Consider the following 26,379-nt stretch of genomic DNA (forward strand, 5'->3'; position numbering starts at 1 on the left):
GCCCGCGTGCGGCCGGGATGCCGAGGAAGCGGTCGGCCCGCGCTATGGCCGAGTGGCTGGCCCGGCCGATCATCCGGTTTTGGACGAATCAGTGACCATTGGACGACGATTCGTCCAGAAACTGATGATCCGTGCGAGCGCCGTGGCCTGCGCGGCACCTCGCCAGCCGACGCGCTCCGGAGTAGCGTCGGTTCCACCACCTGGGGGTGGCGCAGCACGCGGGAGAACGGACTGACCATGGAGAACCCAAGCACCGGTGGGGAGCAACCCGCCCACCCCGAACCCGCCAGCGGCTCCGGCGGCGACGATGTCGAACCGGGGCCTGCCGGTAGCGCCGGACCGGGATCGGCCGGGGACGCTGATCCGAAACCCGCCGGGGACGCTGATCCGGAACCCGCCGGGGACGTCGAGCCGGCAACCGCCGGGGAGGCTGAACCGAAACCCTTCGGGGACGCCGAATCCGGCCCCGGCGCCGACGCGTCCGGCCCGGCCCCGCACCGCCCCGCGGGGCACAGCGCGGCCGAGCCGTCCGGCGTCGTACCGGGCCCGCTGGGGACTCCCGCCTCCTGGTTCGAGGGCCACCGCGCACCCCCGAACGAGGACTGGTCCTTCACGGGACTGCTCGGCACCGGCGGCCGGAGTGGCGGCAACATCGCCGACGACGTCAACGACGGCGCCCCGCCCGGCCTCCAGGACCGCCGCGCCCCCGACGACCCCGACGCCGTCTTCGCCGACGGCCCCTGAAACGACTGAAAGGACGCCGCATGACGATCATCGACGAACAGGGCCGCACCGAGCCGCCCGGGTCCGCCGGGGAGCTCGAGACGCTCACCGGGTTCCTCGACTACCAGCGTCAGACCCTCGAGTGGAAGTGCCGCGGGCTTGGCGCCGACGGCCTGCGCGCTACGACGGCCGCGTCCGCCATGACCCTCGGTGGCCTGCTCAAGCACATGGCGTGGGTGGAGGACTTCTGGTTCGGCTGCCAGCTCCTGGCCCTCGAGCCGGATCCCGCCTGGCGGGACGTGGACTGGAAACGGGACCCCGACTGGGAGTGGAACTCGGCGGCCGGCGACGAGCCGGAGGCGCTGCGCGCGCTCTGGGACGACGCCGTCGCCCGCTCCCGCGCACACGTCGCCCGGGCCGTGGCGGACGGCGGGCTCGGCCGCCCGGCCGACCACGCACGGCATGGCGAGGATCCGCCGAGCCTGCGCTGGATCCTCGTGCACATGATCGAGGAGTACGCCCGGCACAACGGGCACGCGGACCTGCTGCGGGAGGCCGTCGACGGCGAGACGGGGGAGTAGGAGGCGCGCCTCAGTGCAGGTGCGCGCGTTCGCCGTCGTGGTCGAAGATCGTCAGGATCTCCACGGGCCCGCCTTCGGCCGTGATGGCATGCGGGACCATCGTGGAGAACTCCGCGGCCTGGCCTGCGCGGACGGTGACGACGCGCGCGCCGAGCTGGAGCCGGGCCGTTCCGGAGAGCACCGTCAGCCACTCGCGCCCCGGGTGGACGGGCAGCTCGGCGGGGACCTCGCGCTCGTTGGTGATGCGCATCTTCGCGACGGTGACCCCGTGCAGGGTCGACTCGCTCGAGAGCAGCCACGTGGTCAGGCCCGGCGCGTGCTGGGGTTCGGGACGGATGACGACGTCGGAGTCGGCTTCCGCCTCCACCAGGGCATCCAGCGTGGTGTCCAGGGCGTGGGCAAGGGGGACCAGCTGGTCGAGGGCGATCCGCCGGTGGCCCGTCTCGATGCGGCTCAGCGTCGACGGCGTCATGCCGCAGCGCTTCGCGAGGGCCTCGAGGGACCAGCCCCTCGCGGTGCGGAGGCCACGGATGCGGCGGCGGACGACGGCGTCGATCTCGAATTCTTGCGTCATACGCAAGAGTCTATGCGCTGAAAGCACGGGACGCCTAGCCTTGAGGGCATGGACCATCACCACGGACAACACGACGACGGACACCTCCACGCCGACCACGAGCACGGCGGACACCTCCACACCGGACTTGGGCACGGTGGACATCACCACGAAGGCGACCACGACGCCGCGATGGCCGAGGTCATCGAGCTCGACGCCGCTCTCGGCGGGAGCTACGCCGACGAGGCCGCGGAATGGATCGCCGCGCTGGCGGCCGGCCCCGTCCGCGAGGCCGTCGACCTCGGCGCGGGCACCGGCGTGGGCACGCTGGCCCTGGCCCGGCGCTTCCCGGAGGCCCGGCTGACCGCCGTCGACGGGTCGCCCGCGATGCTCGAGCGGCTGAGGTCCGCGGCGGAAGGTGCCGGCCCCGGCTCCGATGCAGGCGCTGGCGCCGGCGCAGGTTCCAGCTCGCGGCTGCGGACCGTCGAGGCCGACCTCGACGGCGGCTGGGTCGCCGCTGTCCGGCCGTCGGATCCTGCGGCCAACGCGCAACGCGGCCTCTCGGCCGGCGGACCGGAGCATGCCGGGCCGGCCGCCGATGTGGGTTGGGCCGATCTGGCGTGGGCCTCGTCCTCGCTGCACCACGTGGCCGATCCGGGGAGCACGCTGCGCGGCGTCTTCGAGACGCTCAGACCGGGCGGGCTGCTGCTGGTGCTCGAGCTCGACGGCCTGCCACGCTTCCTCGAGGATGCCGGCGAGGAGCCCGCCGCGCTGGAGCAACGCTGCCACCGCGCCGTCGAGGCCGCCGGCTGGAACGGACACCCGGACTGGGGCCCCGTCCTCGAGGCGGCGGGATTCGAGCCCGCCGGCCGGCGTGTGTTCGAGGTCCACGCCCAGGACTCTCCGCAGGTCCGCCGCTTCGCCCGGCTCTATCTGGAGCGCCTCCAAGCAGGGATCGGGGGGCCGCGCCCGGCCGGTCACGCGGGGCATGGCCACGCCACGCCTCGCCCGGGGGTCGCGGGCCCGGAACCGGACCCCGCCGACCGGGCCGCACTCGATGCCCTGCTCGGCCACGGGCTGGGCTCGCTCGACCACCTGCCCGTCGTGGGCCTGCGCACGCGCCGTACCGCGTGGGCCGCGCGCCGACCCGCCAACCCGTCCTGACCGCCAACCCGTCCCACACCGACAGGAGCCAACCGTGAACACTGACAGCCACCGGTCCTTCCACGACACCGAGCGCGGATCCACCGCCGCCGATCCCGGATCCACCGCCGTCCCCGTGGAATCCACGAGCTACGACGTGGTCGTCGTCGGCGGGGGAGCGGCCGGCCTCAGCGCGGCCACGACGCTCGCCCGCTCGCTGCGCAGCGTCCTCCTCGTCGATGCCGGGGAACCGCGCAACGCCCCCGCGCACGCCGCCCACAACCTGCTGGGCCGCGAGGGCGTGAACCCGCTCGAGCTCCTCGCCGCCGGCCGCTCGGAGGCGGAGGCCTACGGCGCGCGCATCGTCGCGGCGGAGGCCGTCTCGGCCGCCCGGGAAGGCGAAGCGTTCGCCGTCGTCCTCTCCACCGGCACCCGGGTGACCGGGCGGCGGCTGCTGCTCGCCACGGGCCTCGTCGACGAGCTGCCTGACGTGCCCGGCGTGCGCGGGGAGTGGGGCGGGCGTGTGCTGCATTGCCCGTATTGCCACGGCTACGAGGTGCGCGGGCAGCGGATCGGCATCCTCGCCACCACGCCGTTCGCCGTCCACCAGGCGCTCCTGTTCCGCCAGCTCAGCGACACCGTGACCGTCTTCCTGCACCGCATCGACGGCTTCGGCCCGGAGGAATCCGCGCAGCTCGCCGCCCTCGGCGTCCGCACCGTCCCGGGGCCCGTGGCGCGGGTCGAACCGGAGGAAGCGGGCGCCGAACACGCCGACGACCACGGCTCGTCGCCGCTCGCCGTGGTCCTGGCCGGCGGGGAGCGGATCGAGGTCGACGCGCTCGCCGTCGGGCCGCGGATGATCGCGCGCGGTGGGCTCTACGAGCAGCTCGGCGGGGAGCTGTCCGAACACCCCATGGGACGCTTCATCGAGACCGGCCCCATGGGTCGTACGCCGATCGAGGGCGTATGGGCCGCGGGAAACTCGAGCGACCTCTCGGCGATGGTCTCCGTCGCCGGCGGGGGCGGAACGATGGCGGCCGCGGCGATCAACGCCGAGCTCGCCCTCGAGGACGCGCGGGCCGCGGCGGCGCGCACGGCCGCATGCATGGCCGCGCCGACCGGTTGAACCGGGGCGCGGCGGCCAGCCCGGCCGCGCCGACCCAGTGAAGCCGGACACCGCCCGGTCGGGCCCCGTTCATGGACACAGCCCCGCCTGTCCGCCGCCACAGGGTTGCCATAGGAACGGTTCCTAGGCTGGCAGCAGCCAAGCAACCAGGAGGAACCCATGGACCGATCGACGACAGCCCAGCTACCCGCCGTCCTCGACGCGCCGCCCACGCGCCCGCTGCCCGTGCCGTCCGCGCCGTCAGCGCTGGCCCGGGACCTCGAGGCCTCGCGCGCCACGACCGGCAAGCCCACGCACTACGAGGGACGCCCGCTGCCGCGGCCCGAAGAGGACCTCGAGGACCAGGGTCTGGCGTTCGACGTCGGGACGCTCATCGGGCGTCGCCGGGCGTTGCAGTTCCTGGGCCTCGGCGCGGCGGCGTTCGGGCTCGCGGCGTGCGGGGCGACGGGGACGGCATCGTCGTCGTCCTCCGCTTCCGGCCTGACCGAGATCCCGGACGAGACCGCGGGCCCCTACCCGGGCGACGGGTCCAACGGGCCCAACGCGCTGCAGGAAAGCGGGATCGTGCGCAGCGACATCCGCTCGAGCTTCGGCGACGCGTCCGTCACGGCCGAGGGCATCCCGATGACGCTCGAACTGACGATCCTGGACATGGCCAACGGCAACGTCCCCTTCGCCGGCGTGGCCGTGTACGTGTGGCACTGCGACCGGGACGGGAACTACTCCCTCTACTCGGAGGGCGTGGAGGGCGAGAACTACCTGCGCGGCGTCCAGATCGCCGACGAGAACGGCGTGGTCCGGTACACGAGCATCTTCCCCGCCTGCTACACGGGCCGCTGGCCGCACATCCACTTCGAGGTCTACCCCGACCAGGACTCCATCACGGACGCGGCGAACGCCATCTCCACCTCCCAGGTCGCCATTCCGCAGGACGTGAGCGACGCCGTCTACGCGACGGCGGGCTACGAATCCTCGGTCCGGAACCTCTCGAGCCTCACCCTGGAGACGGACAACGTCTTCGGGGACGACGCCGGGGCCACCCAGCTCGCGACCGTCACCGGGAGTGTCGGCGAGGGGTATGCCGTGAAGCTCACCGTCGGCGTGGACACGCGCACCGAGCCGACCGCCGGAACGATGGGCGGCGGTGGTGGCGGCGAGGGCGGCCCCGGTGGCGGCGGCACCCCGCCCGAGGGCGCCCCGGGCGGCGGCGCGCCGGCGTCGGAGGGCTCGTCGACCACGGACGGCTGACGACCTGACGCCCGCGCATTCCTGACGCCCCACACTCCCGACCCCCATCGGCGGTGTCGGGGAAAGTGCGGGAAGACGTGTCGAGTTCCGACATCTACCCCGACACCGCGGGCGAGAAGGGTGTCGCGTTTGTTCAAGACCCCGGGAGCATTCCGGCGTTGGCTGGAGGCATCGACCAGCACGGGCGGCCCGCACCGCCCCCCACCAGGAGGATCCCGCCATGAGCACCACGCCCCGCGCCCCGGCCCACGGGGAGCACACCACGCACGGCGTCCCGGCCGGCTACACCTCGCTGACCCCGTTCATCGTCGTCGAGCCGGCGGCGCAGGCGCTCGAGTTCTACCGGGACGTCTTCGGCGCCACGGTCCTGTCCCGGATGCCCGGGGCCCCGCGCGAGGACGGATCGGAGACCATTTCCCACGCAGAGCTCGACTTCGGCCACGGCATCCTGCAGCTCGCCGACCCGATGCCCGGGTTGCGCGCCCAGGACGCGGAGCACGTCAGCGGCTCGATCTGCCTCTACGTCCCCGACGTCGACGCGGTCTTCGCCGCGGCGGTGGCGCGCGGCGCGACCGTGGTGGAGCCGCCGTCGGACTTCGTCTCGGGCGACCGCTACGCGACCGTCCTGGACCCGTTCCACCGGCGCTGGGCGGTCATGACGCGGGTCGAGGACCTCTCCCGCGCCGCGTCGGAGGCGCGCGTCAACGCGTGGCTGGCCCAGTACCTAGCTGGCCCAGGTACCGACCCGGAGACATCCCCGTGACGGCGGAGAAGTCGCGGGAGAAGTGGGCCTGGTCGGCGTAGTCGAGCGAGTGCGCGAGCCGGGCCAGGTCCGGTCCGGCGCCGTCGGCGAGGCGGGCCGCGGCCTCCTGCAGGCGGCGGCGCTGGATGAGCCACTTCGGCGTGAGGCCGAGCCGGGCGCGGACCAGGCGCTGCAGCGTGCGCTCGCCGATCTCGAACCGGGCGGCGAGCTCCCGCACCCGCAGCAGCGCCGGGTCCGCTTCCACCTCCTCCGCGATCCGGTTCACGAGCGCCCCTTCCGGGTCCGCCCCGTCCGGGAGCCGCGCGGCGAGCCAGTCCTCGAAGGGCCGGGCGTACGACGCCGGGGCCACCCTCCCGTCGTCGTCTTCCGGGGCGCCGGTGGTGCCGCCGTGCGCGCGACCGGCCGCGCCGGCGTCGTCCCCGTCCAGCCCCAGCGGCAGCAGCGCGGCGATGTCGGGTCCGGCCGTGAAGCCGATGGCGGCGGCGGGCCGGCCCGAGTCGGCGAGCCGGGGCATCGGCACGTCGGAGAGCAGGGCCCCCGCGGCCGGCTGGAGCAGGACGCCGAAGGCGGTGCCGCGCCCGGCCAGGCGCCGTGTGGAGAGCCCGGTGACGGGTCCGTAGAGCATGCCCTCGGCGCCCGCGCCCGTCTCCACGACGAGGTTGCAGCTGGGGTAGGTCAGGACGCGTTGGACCTGGACGGCGCCGTCGGGGACGTCCCAGCGGGCACTCCAGTAGTGCCGCACGAGTCCGGCGAGGTGCGCCGGGGGAGCCGCGCGCGTCACGACGGCGCGCCCGGGGCCGAGGGGCTGCAGGGGTCCGCGCGCGGAGGTCATGGGGCCATCGTCGCAGGCGGTCCGCCCCGCGGGGAAGGACGGCGCCGCTAGGCTGGCGGTGACGAGCGAAGGAGCCCCGCATGGACACCGAATCGACCCTGCTGTTCGCCCTGGGCCTGACCGTGGCGGGCGCCCCGGCCCTGTGGTTCGGGATCCAGTGCTACCGGGGGCTGTGGCGCCCATGGAACGTGTTCATGGCCTACCTCGGCCCGGCGCTGGCCTGGATGGGCGGCGGTCTCCTCGTGGTGGCCGCGGCCGTCTGGATCGCGTGGGGCGCCGCGGTGGCCGGATCGGTCCCGGCGCCGGACGGCACGGCGTGGCAGTGGGCAAGCACGGGACTCGGCGCCCTCGGCGCGGTGGGCGTCGTGGCCGGCGTCGTGTTCGCGTACTGGTGGATGCCCGCCGGGCTGCGTCCGTCGTGGATCCGCCAGATCGAGGGGCTGGAGCCCGTCCGCGCCGCCGACGGGACGCCCGCCCGGCTGCCGGCGTGGACGCTCGCCTCGTCCGCGGGCCCCGGCCGGGAGACAGGTGCGCCGGGTGGGCCGGGAACGACGCCGGGGCCCCACCTGCGCGCCTCGGCGGGACCCGTGCTGGACCAGCACCAAGTCGACCTGCTGTGGCGGAACTTCGCGGCGAGGGCGCCCGCGCGGGCCGTCGCGGACGGTTCGGTGGGCCCCCTGCTCGAGGCCGGGCTCATCGGGCGCGACGGCCGGGCGACACCGGAGGGGCTGCTGCTGACGCAGCCGCGGCGGACGCCGTCGTGCGTGCTCCACGTCCTCGAGACCGTGCCCGGCCCCGCGGGACAGGCGGTGACGGCGCGCGAGCTGCGCGCCGACGTCGGACCCCCCGGGCACGCGTGCGTGTTCTGGCAGGAGGAGCGCTGGCCGGCGGACCAGTCGCAGGCGGAGGACGCGCGCCCGGTCGCCGCGCGGCTGGGGCTGAGCGGCGGGCCCGGCCGCAAGCGGCTCGAGAACACGCCCTACCGCGTCGACGCCGTGGCGGCGGCCGGACTCCCGGCCGCGGTGGCCTCCTTCGCGCAGGCCGGCGCGCAGGCCGGGGTCGGGGCGGAGGCCATGGTCGAGGGGACGCGTTGGCGGCTCGTGACCGATGCCGGCGTGGAGGTCCTCTGGCAGTACCGCGACGGCGCGCTCCGCGGCCCCGACGGCCTCGCCCTGGACCCGGGCGAGCTCGAGGCGAGGATCGCCGCCGTCGTGCCGCCGGTCCCGCCGGGCGTCAGTCGAAGGTGACGACGACCTTGTCGGCCGCGCCCGGCGTCTTGGCCAGTTCGAGGGCCTCGAGCGCCCGGTCGAACGGCAGCGTGTGGCTGACGATGTGGGCGTAGCGCTCCCAGTTCTCGACGATGTCGTCCGTGACGTCGAAGATCTCCGTCGGGTAGCCGACCGACCACACGATGTTCAGCTCGGTCGTCAGGATGCCCCCGAAGTCGATCTCGACGGGCCTCTTGTGGACGGCGACGACGCCGAGCGTGGCACCGTGCTTGGCGAGGCCCGTGGCCGACTGGACGACGCGGGCCACGCCCGCGGCGTCGAGGAAGACGTCCGTTCCGGAACGGGTGCCGTGGACCAGGGCGCTCCGGCCGTCGCCATGGAGTTCGACGAGCCGGGCGGCCACGTCCTCCTCGGCGGAGTTGATGACGGCGTCCGCACCGATCGTGAGGGCCTTCTCGAGGCGCGAGGCGACGATGTCCACGACAACGATGTGGCCGGCCCCGCAGCGACGTGCCAGGGGATCTCCTTCGGGATGACCTTGAGCTGGTGGCCGGGCTCGAAGTCCCGGACGATCACGTACTCGGACAGCGCCCCTTGCGCCCCGCCGGACCCGAGCAGCCCGTCGGAGAACGCCATCGTGTCGACGACGACGTGGTCGCCGACCTCGACCCACGAATTCTCGTCGGCTCCCGTGACGTAGACGGACCTCATGATGGCTTCCTTCCTGCGGGGGTGGGGCGCCGGACGACGCCATGGCCGACTGTCGTCACTAAATCGAATTAGTAACCGTAGTCTGGTGCGGTGGACATCGAACGGGACAGGGCGCGCGCGACCGCCAAGGACGTCGCCAGGGAGAGCGGGGTCTCGCCGTCGACCGTCAGCTTCGTGCTCAACGAGACGCCCGGCCAGACGATCCCCGCCGACACGCAGGAGCGCGTGCGCGCGGCCGCGCGGCGGCTCGGCTACACGCCGCACCGGATCGCCCGGGCGCTGCGCGAAGGCGCGTCGCGGATGGTGGTGCTGAACACGGCGGGGGTTCCCTCCGGGCGCGGCCTCGGCGGATTCATCGCGGGGCTGGATGACGAGCTGCGCCGGCTGGACCACATCCTTCTGGTCACGCATCGCCGCGATGCGGACTCCCTGACGCGGGAGGTCATCCAGGCGTTCGCCCCCCGCGCCGTCCTCGATCTCGCGGCCGTCTTCGACGGAAGCGAGGAGTCGGGGTGGGAGGGGGGATGGGTCGACGGGATGGCGGCGCACACCCTGGCCCAACTGCGGTATCTCGCCGAACGCGGGCATCGCCACATCGCCCTGGCCTGCCCCCGGGACGACATCGACGAACGGGTCGTCGCGCTGCGTCTCTCGCACGCCCGCCGGGCCGCGCAGTCGCTCGGCCTGCCCGAGCCCGGATTGGTCGTGGTGGGCCCGTCGCGCGACGAAGCGGTCGCCGCCCTGGCCCGGATGCGGCGTGAGCGGCCGTCGGTGACGGCGATCGCGGCGTTCAACGACGACACCGCCCTGCTCGCCCTCACCGCCCTTCGCGACCTCGGGATGTCCGTGCCGTCCGAGCTCGCCGTCATGGGGTTCGACGAGGGTCCGCACGGGGCGATCTGGCAACCGTCCCTGACCACGCTCCGCATCGACGCGGAGGCCTACGGCCGCCGTGCGGCGCGCCGTGCACTGGGGCTGGAGGCGGAGGGTGTGCCGTCCGACGGGACGGGGTCGACGATCGTTCGCCGCGAGTCCGCCTGAAGGCCCGGCGGCGGGGGCCGCTCCGATGCTCCCGCAGCCCTCCGACGCCGGCGTCCCCGCGTCCGCGAGGCATGGGGACGCGGCCGCCACCCTCCCCAAGATACCCCTGGAGGGTATATAGTCGTCGGTGCCGTCCGCGGCATGCCAGCGCCACCGACCCCGAGGAAGCCATGACGCGCCTGATCCGCGCCCTGCCCGCCGTCCTGTTCGCCCTGCTGATCGCGGGGTGCTCGGCCGGGCCATCCGCCGACGCCGGGCACAACGACGCCGACGTGGCGTTCGCGCAGATGATGATCCCGCACCACGAACAGGCCATCGAGATGAGCGAGACGGTCCTCGGAAAGGACGGGCTGGACCCCCGGATCCGCGAGCTGGCCGTCGACATCAAGGCCGCCCAGGGGCCGGAGATCGGCCAGCTCAAGGCCATGCTCGGGCGGTGGGGCGAGCCGGAGGAGGGGCACGCCGGGCACGGCGGGCACATGGACGGCATGATGACCCCCGGGCAGCTCGCCGAGCTCGGGTCCGCCGATGCCGCCGCTGCCGGGCCGCTCTTCCTGGAGCAGATGATCGCCCATCACGAGGGCGCCGTGGAGATGGCCCGCGCCCAGCTCGATGACGGGCGGGACCCGGAGGCGCTCGAGCTGGCCGGGAAGGTCATCGAGGACCAGGAGTCGGAGATCGCCCTGATGGAGGAGCTGCTCGGCCGGTAGCCGGCGTCGTCTCGTCCTCGAGGCAGGCGCCGCGCTCCAGCACCCAAGCGCTCGCGGCGACCACCACGGTGCTGCCCAGCAGTAGGGCGAGCGGCAGCGTCCACGTGCCCGTCGCCTCGCGCAGCACTCCGACCACGAGCGGCCCCAGCGCCCCGGCGCCGTACCCGAACGCCTGCACGAACCCGCTGAGCGCCACCGTGCCCTCCGCGGTCCGGGTCCGGAAGTTCACGAGCGCGAGGCACAGAGGGAAGAACGCGCTGCCCGTCCCGATGCACGCCGTCCAGACGAGCGGCGCAGCGCCCGGCGCGGCGATGAGCCCCGCGTATCCGGATGCCATGAGGGCCAGGGCCGCGATCAGGTAGGACCTCAGCCGCACCCGGTGGGCCGCGAGGCCCGGGGCGGTCAGCGACGGCAGGATCCCGATCATGCCGAACAGCGCCAAGAGCCCTCCGGCGCCGGCCCGCGAGGCCCCCGCCGTCTCGGCCATGATGAGTGGAAGCCACGCCATGGCGGCGTAGGCGTGCGTCGCGGCGAGCGCGAACAGCGCGGCGATGGCCCATGCGGTGGGGGAGCGCCATACCGGGCCGGGGACGACGACGGGGCCCGACTGCCGCCCGGACGCCGCCTTCGGCTCGGGTCCGGTGAGTGGTCGCCGCCGGCGGGGGAAGAGGACCGCCCCGAACCAGAGGACGGCCGCGGCCGCGGCCGCGACGGCCCAGACGGCGAGCGAGGCGCGCCATCCGGCGGCATCGGTGACGGGCACGCCGAGTAGCGCCGGGCCGCCGGTTCCGAGAGACATCGCCACGACGTAGAGCGACGTCGCCGTGCCGATCCGGTTCCGGAAATTCCGTCGCACGATCGGCGGCAGGGCGCCGAGGATCCCGAATCCGAGCGTCCCGAGCCCCAGTTCCGCGTCCACCTCGGCGGCGACGGGGGAGACGGCGGCGATCACCGTGCGGGCGTTCAGCGCGGCGAAGACGACGGCGGCCGCCACCATCCAGGTCCGGCTCCCCCGTAGCGCGGACGGGCGCGGTGGCGGGCTCACTCGGTGCGGCGTGGCGGGGATGGTTCGGTCGGTCACGGCGGGGCTCCTTCGCACGCCCCGGGGTCTCGGTTCGGCGGGGCGCCATGACCAGCAGACCAGTTCCGTCGGCGCCGCGGCAGGGTCTGCGAGTGCCCCGTTGCCCGGTAGGGTTGAGGGGCACCAGCGACCGGCCACCGAAAGAGCTCCCTTGGCACATCCTCCCGCAGACCGGCCCTCCGGCCGCCCGGATCCCGAACTCCTCCGCAACCCGGACCTCGAGCCTGATCCGGACGCGCGCGCGGCCCTCCTCGACGCGGCCGCCGCCGAGGCGAGGGAGCGGCGCAAGGCCCGCCCCGCCGTCGAAATCCTCCTCAACGCCCTGCGCGGCCTCCTCATCGGCGCCGTGGAGACCATGCCCGGCGTCAGCGGCGGCACCGTGGCCCTCGTGGTCAAGGTCTACGAGCGGCTCATCGACTCCGCGACCGCCCTCCTCGGCGGCCTCGTGCTCCTGACCACCTCGCTGTGGAAGGACAAGGAGCACGCCGCGCGCGGGCGGGCGCGGCTGCGCGAGGTCGAATGGCTGCTCGTCGCGCCCCTGCTCGCCGCCATGCTGGTCGGCGCCGTCACCATGGCCGACGTCATGGAGACCCTCCTGCACGAGCACCCCGTGATGGTCCGGGCGGCGTTCTTCGGCATGGTCGCCGCGTCCTTGCTGATCCCCGTGCGCCTGGCCGGCACCTGGCGGTTGCGGGACGTCGCGATCTCCGTCGCGGGCGCCGTGCTGGCCGGCTTCGCCGTGTCCCTGCCGCCGCAGACCCTCGAGCCCACGCCGCTCATCATCGTCGTCACCGCGGCCGTCGCCGTCTGCGCGCTCGCCCTGCCGGGGCTCTCCGGGTCCTTCCTGCTGCTGTCCTTCGGGATGTACGAGCCGACGCTGTCGGCGGTCAACAACCGCGACTTCGGCCACCTCGCCTGGTTCTTCGGCGGCGCGGCGCTGGGCGGCGTCGCGATCGTGTTCTTCCTGCGCTGGCTCCTGCACCACTACCACCACGCCACCATGGTCGTGGTCACCGGGCTCATGGCCGGCGGGCTGCGGGCCCTGTGGCCGTGGCAGGACGAGGACCGCAACTTCGTCGCCGCGGGCGCCGGGGAGGCGTTCCCGGCCGGCATCCTCGCGCTCGCCGGCGCCGGGATCGTGCTCCTGGCGATCTGGCTCGAGGCGCGCCACACCGCGAAGGCCCGGGCCGAGGCCGAGGCGCGGGTCCTGGAGGGCTGAGCGGGAGGGCTCCGGGGCCGGGCTACCCGGCCAGGAAGCCCCGCACCTCGTCGACGAAGGCCCCGTGCGCCTCGAGCTGCGCCCAGTGCCCGCAATCGGGGACCAGGACGAGCCGGGCGCCGGGGATCCGCGCGGCGGCCCCGGCGGAACCCGACGGCGGGACGAGGGGATCGGCGGCGCCGTGGAAGAACAGCGTGGGAACCGTGATGCGGCCGACCTCGGGCAGCAGGTTGTTCAGCATCCCGCGCGGGCCGATCGAGGCCTTGTTGTAGGCGCCGTAGGCCATCCCGGATCCGGGCCGCCGGGCCTCGCGCACCATCTCGGCGACGACCTCGGCGGGCAGCGTGGACGGATCGTGCACCATGCGCTTGACCGCCGCGCCCACGAAGCGGTTGGCCAGGGCCGCGAGCGGCCTCAGCACCGGATCCGGCAGGAGCGTCGCGAGCCAGGCGGCGCGCTGCGCGTAGCGGCCCTGGAGGCGTTCGACGAGCCCTCCGGGGGCGACGGCGACGAGCGCCGCGCAGCGCCCGGGATGCCGCAGCGCGAACTGCAGCGCGACCTCACCGCCCATCGAGACCCCGGCGACGGCCATGCGGCCCAGCCCCAACGCGTCGGCCAGCTCCGCCAGCTGGTCCGCCATCCCCGCGGCGGTCCCCGTCACGGCGACGTCCTCGGTGTAGCCGCATCCGGCCAGGTCGGCGGCGAACACGGGCCGGTCCACGGACAGGGGAGCGAAGGCCCGGTACCAGGAGATCGCGGCGTTGTCCGGCCCGCCACCGTGGATGAGCAGGAGCGGCGTGCCCGTCCCGGACGCGGTGCTGCGCAGGACGCGGAACCGTCCGCCCGCGGCCTCGGCGAACTCCTCGACCGCGCCGGGCGGCAGCAGCCGCGCGGCGTCCGGGGACGGGCTGGAAGGACCTCGACGCGGCGCCATGCTCCGATTCTGCCACCACGGGGCCGCGGAGTAGCCTGAAGGGACCCTTGACGACACCCTCCGGGAGGACCCATGCCCGCAGCCGGCCGGCGTTCGACGCTGTGGCTGTGGTCCCTCGTGGTCGCGGCCTTCTTCTCGCAGACGGCGCTGAACCTGGTCCGGCCCGTGACGACCTACCGGCTCCTGGAGCTCGGCGCGGACGCCGCGGTGATCGGCCTGGTCACGGCTGCGTACGCGGTGCTGCCGGTCGTCGCGGCGCTGTGGCTCGGCCGGTTGACGGACCGGGTCCCCGGCCTGCGCCTGCTCGTGGGCGGCGGCGCGGTGATGCTGGGCCTCGGCGCGGCGGGCCTGGCGCTCTCGCCCGGGATCGCCGCGGTCGCCGTCGCGAGCGCGGTCCTCGGCATGGGCCACCTCGTCTTCACCATCGCCGGGCAGGCGGCGATCGGCCGCTTCTCCCCGAACGGGTCCCTCGACGCCGGCTTCGGCTGGTTCACCGCGGCCTACGCGGGCGGGCAGATCGTGGGCCCGCTCATCGCCGGCGCCCTCCTCGGAACGCAGGGCGCGGCCGGGCGCTCCGCGGGCATCACCTCGTCCTTTTGGCTCGGCGCGGTCCTGTCCCTGCTCGTGCTGCCGGCGATCGTGCTGATCGGACGCTCGAGCTGGGCCGGCCTCTCGCCGCGCCGCCGGCCGGGCAGTACGACGCCGGGGCCCGCCTCCTCCGCGCCCGCCGCCGGGGGCGGAGGTGCTGCGCGCGAGGGCGCGGCGGCGGACGGCGGGGCCGCGGTGCCCCGGCCGACCATGTCCGGGATCCTGCACGTTCCCGGCGTTCCGGGGCAGATGTTCGCCTCGCTCGCCCTACTGGCGATGCTCGACATCCTCACCGCGTTCCTGCCGCTCGTGGGGGAGGAGCACGGGATCTCCCCGGCGTGGGTCGGCGTGCTGCTGGCCGCCCGTGGCATCGGCACGATCCTGTCCCGCGGCTTCCTGCCGTACCTGAGCCGCCGCTTCGCCCGCCGGACGCTGCTGCGCGCGAGCCTGCTGGGGGCCGGGACCGGCCTCGCGGTGCCGCCGCTGCTGCTCGACGTGCCGTGGCTGAGCCTGCTGCTGCTCTTCGCCGGCGGCGTGTTCCTGGGGCTGGGGCAGCCCCTCACGATGTCGCTCATCTCGGAGGCGGTGCCGCACGGTTGGCGCGGCACGGCGCTCGCGGTGCGGCTCATGGGCAACCGGGTCGGACAGGTCGCGATGCCGCTGCTCGCCGGCGCGGCCGCGGCGCCCCTCGGTCCGGCCGGGGCGATCTGGTTCAGCTGCGCCGTGCTCCTGGTCTCGGGCGTGCAGCAGAGCGCCACGGGGCGTCGAGACGGGCGCGGCTGAGGACGGCCGCCCTGCCCGGACCGCTCAGGCGACGGGCGGGAGAAGCGACGCGATCAGGGCCTCGACGCGTTCCCGGATCTCGTCGCGGATGGGACGGACCGCGTCGATTCCCCGGCCGGCGGGGTCATCGAGCTTCCAGTCCTCGTAGCGCTTGCCGGGGAAGTAGGGGCACTCGTCGCCGCACCCCATGGTGATGACGACGTCGGAGGCCTGCACGGCGTCAGTCGTGAGGACCTTGGGCGTCTCGGCGGAGAGGTCGATCCCGAGCTCGGCCATCGCGGCGACGGCCGCCGGGTTCACGGTCTCGGCCGGTTGGGAACCGGCGGAGCGGACCTCGATCCGGCCTTGCCCGAGCGCGGTCAGGAAGCCCGCCGCCATCTGGGAGCGGCCGGCATTGTGGACGCAGACGAAGAGCACCGAGGGCCTGGCCGGACCGGCGGCGTGGTTTCCGGAAGCGGGAGGAACGGGGACGGGGCTGCCCATGGGTCAGGCCTTTCGGGTCGTGGTGGTGGCGGGAGCAGGACGCGGGGCGGGGGATCCGCCGTCGTGTCCTGCCGTGGGAAAGAAGCGGCGCGACCACAAGGCCGCGTAGACAAGCGCGACGAGGACGGGCACCTCGATGAGGGGCCCGACGACGCCGGCCAGGGCCTGCCCGCTCGCGGCTCCGAAGGTGGCGATCGAGACGGCGATGGCGAGCTCGAAGTTGTTGCCGGCCGCAGTGAAGGACAGCGTCGTGGTCCGGGCGTAGCCCATGCCCAGGCCGCGCCCGATGACCATCGACGCGCCGAAGACCACCACGAAGTAGACCAGCAGCGGCACGGCGATCCGGGCGACGTCCAACGGCCGGGCGATGACGGCGTCCCCCTGCAGGGCGAAGAGGACGACGATCGTGAAGAGCAGGCCGTACAGCGCCCACGGGCCGATGCGCGGCAGGAAGCTGGACTCGTACCAGTCCCGCCCCCTGGTCCGCTCGCCGACGGTCCTGCTGAGGTAGCCCGCCGCGAGGGGCACGCCGAGGAAGACGAGGACGGAGAGCGTGATCGCCCCGACGGAGAACTCGGCGGACGTGGTCGGCAGCCCGAGCCAGTCGGGAAGCGCCTGCAGGTAGAACCAGCCCAGCGCGCCGAAGGCTGCCACCTGGAACACGGAGTTGACGGCCACGAGCACCGCGGCGGCCTCGCGGTCGCCGCAGGCCAGGTCGTTCCAGATGAGCACCATGGCAATGCACCGGGCCAGGCCCACGATGATGAGCCCCGTGCGGTACTCGGGCAGGTCCGGCAGGAACAGCCAGGCCAGGCCGAACATCAACGCCGGGGCCAGGAGCCAGTTGATGACGAGCGAGGTGGCCATCAGCTTGCGGTCGCCGACGACCCGGCGGGTCTCGTGGAACCGGACCTTGGCCAGGACGGGATACATCATCACGAGCAGGCCGAGGGCGATCGGCAGCGAGACGCCGGCGAGCTGGACGGACTCGAGCGCCACCCCCAGGCCTGGCACGAGCCGGCCGATGCCCAGCCCCACGGCCATCGCGGCCAGGATCCAGGCAGGGAGCCACCGGTCGAGGGTGGCGAGTCCCAGGCGCCGCGGGGCGGAGGACCGAGAGGTGGAAGGGCGTGGGGCAGCTGGCACGGGGTGCTCCGATGGGTGGGGCAGGCGACGGGACAAGATCGATTCCATCGATGATCATCGATGGATTGAGTATCGTGGACTATATTGATGAGTGTCAATGTGAAGCCATGCGAGGAGACGCAATGCCCACGCCTTCGGTGACCGTCCAGCACGAGCGGGGCGCCGGGGATGCTGCGCCGGTACCTGGGACCGTGCCCGGGTCGGCATCCGTGGCAGCGTCCGCTTCCGGCTCCGCTTCCGACTCCGGCGCGTGCACCGGGACCGAGTGCTGCGCGCCCTCCGGAGCGCCCGTCCGACTGGCCCGGGCGGAGGCCGACCGCCTTGCGGCCCGCTTCAAGGCGCTGGGGGATCCGAACCGCCTGCTGATCCTCTCGATCGTCGCGGCGGCCGACGGGCAGGAGGCCTGCGTCTGCGACATCACCGAGCCCCTCGACCTGGGGCAGCCCACCGTCTCCCACCACTTGCGGGTCCTGGTCCAGGCAGGCTTCCTGTCCCGCGAGAAGCGCGGCGTGTGGGCCTACTACTCGCTGGTCCCCGGCTCGCTCGACGCGCTCGCCGGCCCCGAGCTCGGCCTCCGCGGCTAGCTCAACCCCGGTGGTGGGCCGGGTCCGCGTCCAGGACGTGCTCGGCGTACTGGACCACGTTGGCCACGAGCAGCGCGACGTGCTCGTCCGGCTGCGTGTAGAAGACGCTCGTGCCCTCCCGCCGGCTGGCGACGAGCCCGGCGGCCCGCAGTTTGGCCAGGTGCTGGGAGACGGCCGGGGCCGGGCGGTCGAGCTCCCCGCACAGCGCGCCGACGGACAGTTCCCGCCCGTCGAGCAGGGCGAGCAGGGCCAGACGCGTCCGGTCGGCGAGGAGCCGCAGGACCTCGACGGACTGCCCGAGTTCGGCATCGCCCGGCAGGGCCGGGCCGGTCGCCTTGACGTAGCTCATGGGCCTATTCTGCCGTGCCCGCGCCCGCCCGGGGTTCCGGGCGCGGCTGGGGTGCGGTGCCGGCGTCGCGCTCCTCCTGCCCCAGGGGCGCCGGGGGACGACGCCGGGGCCAGAGCCAGGCTGCGCAGGCGGCGGACGCGCCGGCGAGGCCAGCGAGGAGCCACGCCGTGGGGCCGAGCCCCCAGGAGCCGAGCCAACCGGCCAGCGGATAGGTCAGGAGCCAGCACGCGTGGGAGAGCGAGAACTGAGCCGCGAACGCCGCGGGCCGCCGGGCCGGTTCGACGTGGCGCCGGATCAGGCGGCCGACGGGCGTCTCCACCGCGGACCAGCCGATTCCGATCGCGAACCACAGCGCGGCGATCCCGGCCAGGGTCCACGTGTGCGCTCCGGCCTGCGGCGCGGCCGGTGCGGTGGTGGACATGATGGCGGACGCTGATGTGGATGCGGAGGCGGTGGCGGAGCCGAGCAGGAGGGCCGCGGCCGCGGTCGTTCCGGCCAGCAGGGCCGCGCCGCCGAGCATCGCCTGCCGCTCCCCGATGCGCTTGAGCGCCGCCGGCAGGGCGAGCGCCGCCGCCATGGACCCGGCCCCGTTGGCCGCGAGCAGCCAGGCGACGGCCGCCGCGTCGAGGCCGAGGACGGACCGGGCGATGACCACGGTCTGCACGATGACGAGCGCCCCGGCCGCCGCGACGGCGAGGTTCAGGACCAGGATGGGGCGCAGGGCGGGCGTGCCGAGGAAGAGCGCGGTGCCCTCGCGCGCCCTCGCGCCGAACGGCATCGCGGGCCCGGTACGACGGGAGGAGTCCGGGCCGGCGGTGGCTTCCGGCGTGGCCTGGGCATCGGCTGGGTTGTCCGCGGTGGCGCCGGCTCCCTCGTTTGCCGCGCGCGGGCGCGGCAGGGAGGCCGAGATCACGAGCAGCGCGGACGCGCCGAAGCCGGCCGCCGTGCCGAAGAAGAGCGTGGGGGCGGGGATCACGAGCAACAGGGCCGCGGCGAGCATAGGGGACAACACGGCCTCGAGGTCGTAGGCGAGGCGGGAGAGCGAGAGCGCCGCGGTGTAGTCCTCCTCGTCCGTGAGGACCTCGGGGATGACGGCCTGGAACGTCGGCGTGAACGTCGCCGAGGCCGCCTGGAGGACGAAGACGAGGACGTAGACCTGCCAGATCCCGTCGACGAAGGGCAGCGACGCGGCGACGGCCAGGCGGAGGAGGTCGGCCCCGACCATGACCCGGCGCGGCGGGAAGCGGGCGAAGGCCGCCGCGGCGAGCGGGGCCACGAGCACGTAGGCGGCCATCTTGATCGCCAGCGCCGTGCCGAGGACGCCTCCGGCCCGGGGACCGGCGAGATCGTACGCGAGCAGGGCGAGGGCCACGGTGGCCAGTCCGGTCCCGGCCAGGGCCAGGACCTGGGCCCCGAAGAGCCGGCGGTACGCGGGGTGGGCGAGGGCGCGGAGCATGCGGTCATTCTGCCCTTGTTTGCATCATTGCGCAACTAATGAAATGCGGAGGTGCGGCGGGCGGTCAGCGTCCCGTCAGTCGGCGGGCCCGCTCGAGGGCCGCTGCCAGGAACGGGCCCGGGTCGGGCGGAAGGCCCTCGTCGAGCCAGCTCGCCGCCGCGAAGTGCATGACGCCGAAGGCCAGCGAGACCGTCATGCGCGCGTCCAGCGAGCGCTCCCCGGCCCGGCGATCCCCGGCCCCGCGCCCCGGGGAGGGGGCCCCGCCGGGTGCGGCCCCGGCGTCGTCCTCTTCGAGGCGTTCCCGGACCAGCTCGACGACCGTGCTCTGGGCCTCCTCCATCCGCGCGAACTCCTTGAGCGCGAGCGCGGGATGGGACTCGATGACCCTCCGCCGCTTCCGGAAGAGCTCCGGGGCCGCGCCGCCCATGCGCGCGAAGGCCTCGGCCAGCGTCGCGAGGAGGTCCTCGAGGGGGTCGCTGCCGCGGCCGGCGACGTAGGCCGCGCGCAGCTCCTGGTCCGGAAGGGGCGGCTCGATGCCGAGGACCGCCCCCTCCTTGGAGCCGGCATAGTTGAAGAAGGTGCGCTGCGAGATGTCGGCGACCTCGCAGATCATCTCCACCGTCACGTGCTCGTAGCCGTGCTCGAGCGAGAGTTCGACGGCGGCGCGCTCGATCGCCTCGCGCGTCGCCCGCCGCTTGCGAGCCCGCAGCCCCTCTTCATGGGTGTCCGTCACGGGAGCGCCTACTCGTACCGCAGCGCGTCGATCGGGTTCTGGACCGCGGCGCGGCGGGCTGGAAGGGTTCCGGCGATGAACGCGATCAGCATGACGACCAGGACGACGACGGCGATCGAGGAGGGCTCGAACAGCATGATCCGCAGGCCCGGAAGCCCCGAGAGGACGGTGTCGGCGAGCGCGTTGCTGATCAGGGTGCCCGCGCCGATCGCGACGCCGGCCCCGAGGGCGCTGCCGAGGAAGCCGATGAAGGCGGCCTCGAGGCTGAAGAGGCCGAACACCTTGCCGCTGCCCATGCCCATGGCCTTCATGAGGCCGATCTCGCGGGTCCGCTCCTGGACGCTCATGAGCAGCGTGTTGACGATCCCGAAGCCCGCGGCGATCAGGGCGATGACCGCGAAGGCGTTCAGGACGCCGATGATGCCGCTGATGACCGTCTGGAAGGCGCCGATCTGGTCCTCCGTGGTCATCGCCTGGAAGCCGTCGGCTGCGAGCTCGTCTTTGATCCGGTCGAGCTCGTCCTCGCCGAGGGCCGGGTCGAAGTGGGCGATCGCCCCGACGTATCCGCTCGGGGCGGCCGTGGTGCGCCCGGAGGACTGGATCTCGTTGAGCGCGTCGATGAGGTGGGTGTTCACGCCGGCGCCGAGGTCCAGGAGGGTGGTGTTCTGCACGCCGGCGACGGTCGCGGTGAGCGTCTCCTGCTCGCCGAGCGCGTTGCTCGCGCCGAGGACGACCTCGGCGCCGACCGCGTCGGCGGCGTCGGCGAAGCCGAGGGGCTCGACGTAGTCGCTCGGGAGGAGGATCTCGTGGCGGGCGTCGGTGGACAGGGCCGAGCCGGCGGCCAGGTCGGGGTTCGTCGCCGCGGAGAAGGGGTTGAGCGAGACCTCGAACCGGTCGCCGTCCGGCGTTCCGATGAAGTCGGCCGCGACCATCCGGCTCGGCTCGACCCGGTCGATGCCCGCGACGGCGGAGATGGCGTCGATGTCCGCGTCGCCGAGCAGCTCGCCGAAGCCGGGGGCGCCGCCGGGCAGGCCGCCCGCCGTGGCCTTCTCCGGGTCGTAGGGGGCCGGTCCCGAGTCGGTGGCGCCCTGCGCCTCCGGGGCGGCGGTGACGTTGAGGACCCCCTCGGCGCCGATGGCCCCGAGCTGGCTGTCGATGTAGCTCGAGATGCCGGCGCCGATGGCGCTCGTGATGGTCAGGGTGAACGCGCCGATGAAGATCGCCACGACCGTCAGGCCGGTGCGGAGCTTGCTGCGGAAGGTGTTCTGGACGGCGCTCGCGAGCAGGTCCGGGGCCCTCATGCCGCGACCTCGAGGCCGTCGCGGAGGTGGAGCTGGCGGTCGCAGCGGGAGGCCAGCTCGTGGTCGTGGGTGACGATGATCAAGGTGATGCCCTGTTCTCGGTTGAGCTGGAAGAGGATGTCCTCGACGACCTCGCCCGTGGCGGAGTCGAGGTTGCCCGTGGGTTCGTCGGCGAAGAGGACCCTGGGGTTGTTCACGAGGGCACGGGCGATGACGACGCGCTGCTTCTGGCCGCCCGAGAGGTCGGTGGCCTTGTTCCTGGCCTTGTCCTCGAGCTCCAGGGCGCGCAGCGCCTCCATGCCGCGGCGCGTGCGCTCCGCGGAGCCGACGCCGGCGATCTTCAGGGGCATCACGACGTTGTCCAGGACGGTGGCGTTGGGGACCAGGAAGAACTGCTGGAAGACGAACCCGAAGTCCTCGTTCCGCAGCCGGTTGATGTCGCGGCCCTTGAGTCGGGCGGGGTCGGAGCCCTTGACGGCGAGGCTGCCGGCGTCGGGGGCGTCGAGGAGGGCGAGGATGTGCATCAGGGTGGACTTGCCCGAGCCGCTCTTGCCCACGATGGCCACGGATTCGCCTTCGTGGACGGCAAGCGAGACGCCCTTGAGGGCGTTGAAGGCCCCCGCGCCGTGGCCGTAGGTCTTGTGGATGTCGTGGGCTTCGAGGACAGGGGTACCCATGGGCCGCCGTTCTGTGGTGCGGGGAGTGCAAATTAGCAGTTCTGCAAATATACACTTCTGCCGGAATTCCGATGATCCGCGACCACATTTCTTTCGGTTATCCGCAGGCCCGGTCACGGATTGATTGCACCTCGTCAGTAACATCGTCTCCGTGCTTCACATCGTCCCCAGCCGTGGATAGCGTTGATGCATCGGCGCCCCGAAAAGGCGGGGTGCCGGCGCCGTTTGGGGGCGGCCGAAACCTCGTTGGGGAGGGAGCAGAATGAGCGTCGTAGAACACTTTCCGGACACGCACCTGATGACCGTGGCCGAGGTGGCCGAGGTCCTGCGGGTCTCGAAGATGACGGTGTACCGCCTGGTGCACTCGGGGGAGCTTCCGTCGGTCCACTTCGGGCACACCTACCGGGTGCCCGAGGAGGCCGTCCGGACGTTCTTGAAGTCCAGCGGCGGAACCGCGTAGCAGCACCGGCCCGTCGCCGACGACGGGCCGCGCCGGAACTCCGCGGTTCGGAAACCGCGACACACGGGGAAACAGGCCGCCGCCCCGGACCAAGTGGTCCGGGGCGGCGGCCTGTTGCGGGGGAGGGGGCGTTCCGTGGGCCGTCCGGGTCACCGGGACAGCTTGTTGTTCCTGGTCTCCTTCATGAGCAGGCCGGTGACGAGCGTGATCGCCGCGACGCCGATGAGGTAGTAGAGGAAGAGGTCCTGCCGCCCGGCCTGCGCGAGGGCCGTATTCACGTACGGGGCCGTGCCGCCGAAGATCGCGGTGGCCAGGGACAGCGGCCCGGCGACGCCGGCGGCCCGGACGCGCGTCGGGAAGACCTCCGCCCAGACCGCGCCGTTGACGCCGAAGAGCAGGGCCAGCGCGGTCAGCGCGATCAGCAGTGCGGTCAACGTCGTGGCAAAGGTCCCGTCCAGGAGCATGTTCACCGGAATCGTCAGGATGATGAAGGCGGCGCCGAACGCGATGACCAGCGGGCGGCGGCCGATCCGGTCGCCGAGCCAGCCCGCCGCGAGGATCGCCCCGAGGAAGAACACCTGCGCCACGAGGCTCGCCGTCAGGGCGCTCGAGGCGGACTGCCCGTGCTGCAGCTGGACGTGCGTCGGCATGAAGATCAGCCACGTGTAGAACATCACCGAGCCGCCCGCGGAGAGGCCGAAGACCACGAGGATGGCCCGCCAGTGGTGCCACAGTCCGCGACGGTCCGGGCCCGCGGAAGCCGGGCCGGCGGCGGCGGGTGCGGCCCCGGCGTCGTCCTGCGTGTCTTCCCGCGTCTCCTCGAAGGCGTCCGTCTCCGTCAGCCGGCGTCGCAGGTAGAGCGCGTAGAGGCCCAGGACGCCGCCGACGCCGAACGCGAGGCGCCAGCCCCATTCCCGCATGTCCGACTCGGCGAGGTTGGACGTCAGCAGCAGGCCCGTGAGCGTCGCCAGGATGGTGCCGAGCACGACGCTCACCCAGGACGTGCTGCCCCAGAGCGCGCGGCGGCCGGCCGGGGCGCGTTCGACCAGGTAGGTCACGGAGGTGCCCATCTCCCCGCCGTGGGCGAGGCCCTGCAGGAGCCGGGCGCTGAGCAGGACCACGGAGGCCAGCAGCCCCACGGACTGGAAGGTCGGGGCGAACGCGATCACGAGGCTGCCGGCGGCGGTGAGCATCATCGCCACCGTCAGGCTCTTGCGGCGCCCGGCGCGGTCGGCATACGCGCCGAACAGGAATCCGCCGAGCGGGCGGGTGACGAATCCGACGGCGAACACGGCGAGCGTCGCGAGCAGCGCCGACGCGGCGTTCTCGGGGTTGAAGAACTGCACCGCGAAGTACGGGGCGAAGATCGAGTAGATCGTCCAGTCGTACCACTCGAGGGTGTTGCCGAAGTTGACGGCGATCAGGTCGCGGACGCGGCGCGCCCGCCCGGCGTCGTGCGCGCGCCCGGCCGTGCCGGTGGGTGCGGTTCCGGCGCTCATGCCGCCCGTCCTTCCAGGCCGAGCTGGGCGTCGAGGTCCGCGCCGGGGACGCGCATCTCGAACGTCTCGCGCACGACCGTGTAGTCGAAGTAGCCGAGCCGCGCGATGGGCTCGATCTTCCGGATGTCCAGGCGGCCGTCGACCGTGATGACCTCGTCGTCGATGTGGATGGTCTCGACGCTCGCGAAGACGATGTCAATGGTGCCGACGTTGGAGGCGCCCTTGACGCGGTGCGTCGAGTGGTACTTGCACTCGAACTTCACGGGGCTGGCCTTGACCATCGGGACGGGGTGGTTGTCCGCGTAGACGCGCTCGAGGCCCAGATGGTCGAACTCGCTCTCGTGCGGCTCGAGTGCCATCGCCGAGGTGTTCACGGCCTCGCGCAGGGGGTAGGTGGCCATGTTCCAGACGAACCATCCGGTGGTCTCGGCGTTGAGGACGGTGTCCTTGCGGCGGCCGTCCGGGTACTGGTTGGCGGAGAACATGACCATCGGGGGATCGAAGGTGAGGTTCTGCCACTGGCTGTAGGGGGCGATGTTCTCGACGCCGTCGGCGCTGACGCTCGAGAGCCAGCCGATGGGGCGGGGGACGGTGCAGCTCTTGAACGGGGAGAACGGCAGGGGGCTGGGTTCCGAGCCGGGGTTGTATTTCATGAGGGAGCTCCAAGGGTGATCGGTGTCACTATGACATGGCCACCGTACGCCATATATGCGGCGTATATCAAGGGTATGTGGCGGAGAGATGTGTAATCTCTTCTGGAAGGGGGTGACCGATGACCAAGGCGGACGAGGCCTACGAGCTGCTGGCCGAGATGATCGAGACCGGGAAGCTCAAGCCGGGCGACTTCTGGACGGAGGCCGGGCTCGTGGAGGAGCTCGGCGTCGGGCGGACTCCGTTGCGGGAGGCCGTGCAGCGGCTAGACCGCGACCACCTGGTGCGCATCCGGCCCGGCCACGGAATCGAGATCCCCTCCATCTCGGTGGACGACCAGTTGCGGCGCCTCGAGGTGCGCCGCTCCATGGAGGCCCTCGCCGTGGCGCTGGCCTGCGCCCGCGCGACCGACGGAGAGCTCGCCGTCATCCGCGCGCTCACCGGGGAACTGCGCGGCCTGGACGAGCTGGAACCCTACCTGGCCGCCGTACGGCAGACCCACGAGCTGCTCTCCGCCGCCGCGCACAACGAGTACCTGGCCGACGCGATGACCCCGCTGCAGGGACTCTCCCGCCGCTTCTGGCTCGCCAACATCGTCGACGCCGAGGCAGAGGTCGCCCGGGGCAAGGCGCTGCACCTGGACCTGCTCGACGCCCTCCTGGACCGGGAGTCCGGGCACGCCCAGCAGGCCGCCCTGGCGCTCAACGACTACCTCATGGACTTCGCGCTCGCCGTGGCCATCCGGCATTCGGAGGTCGGCCGCACCCCGCCGGTCAAGTAGAGGGGGCCCCGGCCCCGGGCGCTAGGGTGGGAACCTACCGGAACCGCGCGAAGGGCGACCCCCATGATCGAGATCCTGACCCCCGCCGAGCTGGACCGCGCCCGTGCCACGGGCGCGCTCGTGGCCGACATCCTGGACACGCTGCGCCAGCGCGCCGGGGTCGGCACCAACCTGCTCGAGCTCGACGGCTGGGCGCGGGAGATGATCGAGGCCGCCGGGGCGGTGTCCTGCTATGTCGACTACGCGCCGGCCTTCGGCCGCGGGCCGTTCGGCCACTACATCTGCACCTCGGTGAACGACGCCGTCCTGCACGGCCTGCCGCACGACTACGCGATCGCCGACGGGGACCTGGTCACGCTCGACCTCGCCGTCTCCCTCGACGGGATCGCCGCGGATTCGGCGATCAGCTTCGTCGTCGGCGAGGCCGCGCCGGAGAGCGCCGCCCTCATCCGCGCCACCCGGGAGGCGCTGGCCGCCGGCATCGCCGCAGCCGGGCCCGGCGCGCGGATCGGGGACCTCGCCCACGCCATCGGCTCGGTCCTCGAGAGGGCGGGCTATTCGGTCAACCTCGAGTTCGGCGGCCACGGGATCGGCTCCACGATGCACCAGGACCCGCACGTTCCCAACACGGGCCGGGCGGGCCGCGGGTACAGGCTGCGCCCCGGCCTGCTGCTCGCGCTGGAGCCGTGGGTCATGACGGACACCGCCGAGCTCGTCACGGACGACGACGGCTGGACCCTGCGCAGCGCGACCGGCTGCCGGACCGCGCACAGCGAGCACACGATCGCGATCACCGAGGACGGCGCCGAGATCCTCACCCTGCCGGCGCGCCTGCGCGGCTGAGCCCCCTCGCGGGCTTCCCTCCCGCGCCCGCCCCGCCCCGCCGTCGTGCTCCCTTCCGCTCCTCGCCCCGCCGTCGTGCTCATTCCTGCGCACCTTTCGCCCTTGTTGCGCACCTTTACCCCGTGTGAACCGCGCCACCCCGGGGCCCTCC

At 73.4% G+C, this 26,379-nt stretch carries 29 protein-coding genes; 15 read left to right on the forward strand and 14 right to left on the reverse strand.

Annotation, left to right across the window (positions count from 1 at the left end; all coding sequences use genetic code 11):
- The first annotated feature begins 237 nt into the window (after positions 1-237).
- Together ACQ3I4_RS12805 and ACQ3I4_RS12810 are read left to right on the forward strand one after the other, a co-directional pair.
- A complete protein-coding gene (locus ACQ3I4_RS12805; RefSeq protein ID WP_430633667.1) occupies positions 238-744 on the forward strand; it encodes a hypothetical protein in 507 nt (168 codons plus the stop codon).
- Between the two features lie 20 nt (positions 745-764).
- Entirely contained in the window at positions 765-1,304 is a 540-nt protein-coding gene (locus tag ACQ3I4_RS12810) for a DinB family protein (protein WP_430633668.1), read from the forward strand.
- Positions 1,305-1,314: 10 nt separating this feature from the next.
- Here the strand turns inward: ACQ3I4_RS12810 and ACQ3I4_RS12815 are convergent, their stop codons facing one another.
- The gene (locus ACQ3I4_RS12815) at positions 1,315-1,878 is read right to left on the reverse strand and encodes a helix-turn-helix domain-containing protein (RefSeq protein ID WP_329863368.1); all 564 of its coding nucleotides are present in this window, start codon (positions 1,876-1,878) and stop codon (positions 1,315-1,317) included.
- 48 nt (positions 1,879-1,926) lie between these two features.
- Between ACQ3I4_RS12815 and ACQ3I4_RS12820 the strand changes: the two genes are divergently transcribed.
- The 4 genes from ACQ3I4_RS12820 (at position 1,927) to ACQ3I4_RS12835 (ending at position 6,137) form a co-directional block, all read left to right on the forward strand.
- A complete protein-coding gene (locus tag ACQ3I4_RS12820) occupies positions 1,927-3,021 on the forward strand; it encodes a class I SAM-dependent methyltransferase (RefSeq protein ID WP_430633669.1) in 1,095 nt (364 codons plus the stop codon).
- Between the two features lie 34 nt (positions 3,022-3,055).
- Positions 3,056-4,126, forward strand: a complete 1,071-nt coding sequence (locus tag ACQ3I4_RS12825) for an NAD(P)/FAD-dependent oxidoreductase (protein ID WP_329863371.1) — start codon at positions 3,056-3,058, stop codon at positions 4,124-4,126.
- A 159-nt stretch (positions 4,127-4,285) separates the two neighbouring features.
- A complete protein-coding gene (locus tag ACQ3I4_RS12830; RefSeq protein WP_329863373.1) occupies positions 4,286-5,374 on the forward strand; it encodes an intradiol ring-cleavage dioxygenase in 1,089 nt (362 codons plus the stop codon).
- Between the two features lie 220 nt (positions 5,375-5,594).
- A complete protein-coding gene (locus tag ACQ3I4_RS12835; protein WP_329863374.1) occupies positions 5,595-6,137 on the forward strand; it encodes a VOC family protein in 543 nt (180 codons plus the stop codon).
- Here the strand turns inward: ACQ3I4_RS12835 and ACQ3I4_RS12840 are convergent.
- Positions 6,076-6,969, reverse strand: coding sequence for a helix-turn-helix domain-containing protein (locus ACQ3I4_RS12840; RefSeq protein WP_329863376.1), 894 nt, complete (start codon positions 6,967-6,969; stop codon positions 6,076-6,078). The two genes, ACQ3I4_RS12835 and ACQ3I4_RS12840, sit on opposite strands and share 62 nt — an antisense overlap.
- Before the next feature lie 80 nt (positions 6,970-7,049).
- Between ACQ3I4_RS12840 and ACQ3I4_RS12845 the strand changes: the two genes are divergently transcribed.
- Entirely contained in the window at positions 7,050-8,216 is a 1,167-nt protein-coding gene (locus ACQ3I4_RS12845; RefSeq protein WP_329863378.1) for a hypothetical protein, read from the forward strand.
- On the opposite strand, the gene ACQ3I4_RS12850 is transcribed toward ACQ3I4_RS12845, so the two are convergent.
- Complete coding sequence (locus ACQ3I4_RS12850; RefSeq protein ID WP_430633670.1) at positions 8,203-8,679, reverse strand: zinc-binding dehydrogenase; 477 nt, start codon at positions 8,677-8,679, stop codon at positions 8,203-8,205. The genes ACQ3I4_RS12845 and ACQ3I4_RS12850 overlap by 14 nt on opposite strands.
- A 320-nt stretch (positions 8,680-8,999) precedes the next feature.
- Here ACQ3I4_RS12850 and ACQ3I4_RS12855 point away from each other — a divergent pair, with 320 nt between their 5' ends.
- Together ACQ3I4_RS12855 and ACQ3I4_RS12860 are read left to right on the forward strand one after the other, a co-directional pair.
- A complete protein-coding gene (locus ACQ3I4_RS12855) occupies positions 9,000-9,950 on the forward strand; it encodes a LacI family DNA-binding transcriptional regulator (protein WP_430633671.1) in 951 nt (316 codons plus the stop codon).
- A 170-nt stretch (positions 9,951-10,120) separates the two neighbouring features.
- A complete protein-coding gene (locus ACQ3I4_RS12860; protein ID WP_430633672.1) occupies positions 10,121-10,660 on the forward strand; it encodes a DUF305 domain-containing protein in 540 nt (179 codons plus the stop codon).
- Here ACQ3I4_RS12860 and ACQ3I4_RS12865 read toward each other — a convergent pair.
- Positions 10,605-11,741, reverse strand: a complete 1,137-nt coding sequence (locus ACQ3I4_RS12865; RefSeq protein WP_430633673.1) for a CynX/NimT family MFS transporter — start codon at positions 11,739-11,741, stop codon at positions 10,605-10,607. The genes ACQ3I4_RS12860 and ACQ3I4_RS12865 overlap by 56 nt on opposite strands.
- A 151-nt stretch (positions 11,742-11,892) precedes the next feature.
- On the opposite strand from ACQ3I4_RS12865, the gene ACQ3I4_RS12870 reads away from it, so the two are divergent.
- Positions 11,893-12,960: a DUF368 domain-containing protein gene (locus tag ACQ3I4_RS12870; protein ID WP_329863387.1), complete on the forward strand. Its 1,068-nt coding sequence runs from the start codon at positions 11,893-11,895 to the stop codon at positions 12,958-12,960.
- A 22-nt stretch (positions 12,961-12,982) separates the two neighbouring features.
- On the opposite strand, the gene ACQ3I4_RS12875 is transcribed toward ACQ3I4_RS12870, so the two are convergent.
- Positions 12,983-13,894, reverse strand: a complete 912-nt coding sequence (locus ACQ3I4_RS12875; protein ID WP_430633674.1) for an alpha/beta fold hydrolase — start codon at positions 13,892-13,894, stop codon at positions 12,983-12,985.
- Positions 13,895-13,966: 72 nt separating this feature from the next.
- On the opposite strand from ACQ3I4_RS12875, the gene ACQ3I4_RS12880 reads away from it, so the two are divergent.
- Positions 13,967-15,265 (forward strand): MFS transporter, encoded by a 1,299-nt coding sequence (locus tag ACQ3I4_RS12880; protein ID WP_430633675.1) that lies wholly within the window; start codon positions 13,967-13,969, stop codon positions 15,263-15,265.
- A 24-nt stretch (positions 15,266-15,289) separates the two neighbouring features.
- Here ACQ3I4_RS12880 and ACQ3I4_RS12885 read toward each other — a convergent pair whose 3' ends face one another.
- Entirely contained in the window at positions 15,290-15,748 is a 459-nt protein-coding gene (locus ACQ3I4_RS12885; protein ID WP_430633676.1) for an arsenate reductase ArsC, read from the reverse strand.
- Positions 15,749-15,751: 3 nt separating this feature from the next.
- On the reverse strand, positions 15,752-16,942 hold the full coding sequence (arsB, locus tag ACQ3I4_RS12890; protein ID WP_430633677.1) for an ACR3 family arsenite efflux transporter: 1,191 nt from the start codon (positions 16,940-16,942) through the stop codon (positions 15,752-15,754).
- A gap of 161 nt (positions 16,943-17,103) precedes the next feature.
- Here arsB and ACQ3I4_RS12895 point away from each other — a divergent pair, with 161 nt between their 5' ends.
- Positions 17,104-17,478: an ArsR/SmtB family transcription factor gene (locus tag ACQ3I4_RS12895; protein WP_430633709.1), complete on the forward strand. Its 375-nt coding sequence runs from the start codon at positions 17,104-17,106 to the stop codon at positions 17,476-17,478.
- Between the two features lies 1 nt (position 17,479).
- Here the strand turns inward: ACQ3I4_RS12895 and ACQ3I4_RS12900 are convergent, their stop codons facing one another.
- From ACQ3I4_RS12900 to ACQ3I4_RS12920, 5 genes are all read right to left on the reverse strand, one after another.
- Positions 17,480-17,827 (reverse strand): ArsR/SmtB family transcription factor, encoded by a 348-nt coding sequence (locus tag ACQ3I4_RS12900; protein WP_430633678.1) that lies wholly within the window; start codon positions 17,825-17,827, stop codon positions 17,480-17,482.
- 4 nt (positions 17,828-17,831) lie between these two features.
- Positions 17,832-19,283 (reverse strand): MFS transporter, encoded by a 1,452-nt coding sequence (locus ACQ3I4_RS12905; RefSeq protein ID WP_430633679.1) that lies wholly within the window; start codon positions 19,281-19,283, stop codon positions 17,832-17,834.
- A gap of 64 nt (positions 19,284-19,347) precedes the next feature.
- Positions 19,348-20,016, reverse strand: coding sequence for a TetR/AcrR family transcriptional regulator (locus ACQ3I4_RS12910; protein ID WP_430633680.1), 669 nt, complete (start codon positions 20,014-20,016; stop codon positions 19,348-19,350).
- A gap of 8 nt (positions 20,017-20,024) precedes the next feature.
- Positions 20,025-21,317, reverse strand: coding sequence for an ABC transporter permease (locus ACQ3I4_RS12915; RefSeq protein ID WP_430633681.1), 1,293 nt, complete (start codon positions 21,315-21,317; stop codon positions 20,025-20,027).
- The gene (locus ACQ3I4_RS12920) at positions 21,314-21,994 is read right to left on the reverse strand and encodes an ABC transporter ATP-binding protein (protein ID WP_430633682.1); all 681 of its coding nucleotides are present in this window, start codon (positions 21,992-21,994) and stop codon (positions 21,314-21,316) included. Before ACQ3I4_RS12920 ends, ACQ3I4_RS12915 begins: the two co-directional genes overlap by 4 nt.
- 262 nt (positions 21,995-22,256) lie before the next feature.
- Between ACQ3I4_RS12920 and ACQ3I4_RS12925 the strand changes: the two genes are divergently transcribed.
- Positions 22,257-22,454, forward strand: a complete 198-nt coding sequence (locus tag ACQ3I4_RS12925; RefSeq protein WP_329863404.1) for a helix-turn-helix domain-containing protein — start codon at positions 22,257-22,259, stop codon at positions 22,452-22,454.
- Positions 22,455-22,603: 149 nt separating this feature from the next.
- On the opposite strand, the gene ACQ3I4_RS12930 is transcribed toward ACQ3I4_RS12925, so the two are convergent.
- Both ACQ3I4_RS12930 and ACQ3I4_RS12935 read right to left on the reverse strand, forming a co-directional pair.
- The gene (locus ACQ3I4_RS12930) at positions 22,604-23,953 is read right to left on the reverse strand and encodes an MFS transporter (RefSeq protein ID WP_329863406.1); all 1,350 of its coding nucleotides are present in this window, start codon (positions 23,951-23,953) and stop codon (positions 22,604-22,606) included.
- Positions 23,950-24,606, reverse strand: a complete 657-nt coding sequence (locus ACQ3I4_RS12935; RefSeq protein ID WP_329863407.1) for a flavin reductase family protein — start codon at positions 24,604-24,606, stop codon at positions 23,950-23,952. Before ACQ3I4_RS12935 ends, ACQ3I4_RS12930 begins: the two co-directional genes overlap by 4 nt.
- 119 nt (positions 24,607-24,725) lie before the next feature.
- Between ACQ3I4_RS12935 and ACQ3I4_RS12940 the strand changes: the two genes are divergently transcribed.
- Positions 24,726-25,385 (forward strand): GntR family transcriptional regulator, encoded by a 660-nt coding sequence (locus tag ACQ3I4_RS12940; RefSeq protein ID WP_329863409.1) that lies wholly within the window; start codon positions 24,726-24,728, stop codon positions 25,383-25,385.
- A 63-nt stretch (positions 25,386-25,448) separates the two neighbouring features.
- Positions 25,449-26,228 carry a type I methionyl aminopeptidase gene (gene map / locus ACQ3I4_RS12945; protein WP_430633683.1) on the forward strand — a complete coding sequence of 260 codons (780 nt, stop codon included), beginning with the start codon at positions 25,449-25,451 and terminating at the stop codon, positions 26,226-26,228.
- The last annotated feature ends 151 nt before the right edge of the window (positions 26,229-26,379 follow it).

Origin of the sequence: Zafaria sp. Z1313 (assembly GCF_050563205.1) — a bacterium.
Classification (GTDB): Bacteria; Actinomycetota; Actinomycetes; order Actinomycetales; family Micrococcaceae; genus JAZDCJ01.